Here is a 752-nt window from a genome sequence, read left to right on the forward strand (position 1 = left end):
TTAGTTTTTGACCAGTTTGAACATAGCGGACTTACCGTCTATGGTCACCTGTACGAGGTACGGCCCGCTGGCCAGCCTTGTCATGTCCATCGTGGTCTCCAGGCTGTTGATCCTCCTTTTTGCCACCCGCTGTCCCACCAGGCTGAATATCTCTACGGACTCTATGTTGGCGCCCTGGTTCTTCAGGTTCAGCACGTCGCCCACCGGATTGGGGTACATCATCAGCCCCGCAAAGGCGGCATCCTGCACGTCCAGCACCCTGTGCACGGTCACGTCCAGAAGGTCGCTCTCGCAGAGCTCTGTCTGGGTCTGGCCCGCATAGTAGGTCTCCTGGTCCACTAGCGGGGTTGTCAGCGGCAGGGGAGTGGTCCCGTCCGCATCGGCGTACCAGGCAATGTTGTCACCGGTAACGTCGAGGTCGGCCAGGGTCTCTCCCTGTTCGAACGGCTGGTTCCTGTCCCCGACGGGCAGATCCGACTTGTCCACGATCTCCACGGTCACCTGGAGTGCATCGCCCTCACAGGCGTCCACGGTCTGGGTGGCGAAGTAGCTGTTCCCGTCCACCAGCGGGGTGGCGGTGCCGATGGGGTTGCCCGCGGCATCGTACCACCGTATGTTGTCGCCCGTTACGTCAAGGTCGGCCACGGTGTTCTCGTTTCCGCAGAATTGTTGCGCGGCATCACCTGCCGGAGGGGCCGGCAGGGTGTTGTTCACCTCGGCCACGGCCTCGACCCGGTCGGACTGGCAGAGTA

Annotated in this window: 1 protein-coding gene; it reads right to left on the reverse strand. The window is 62.1% G+C overall.

What is annotated here, in order from left to right; genetic code table 11:
- The coding region (locus tag KIV10_RS13845; protein WP_214114735.1) for a T9SS type A sorting domain-containing protein at positions 1 to 752 on the reverse strand (752 nt) is incomplete at its 5' end.

This window comes from Aequorivita echinoideorum (assembly GCF_018476645.1).
GTDB classification, from domain to species: domain Bacteria; phylum Bacteroidota; class Bacteroidia; order Flavobacteriales; family Flavobacteriaceae; genus Aequorivita; species Aequorivita echinoideorum.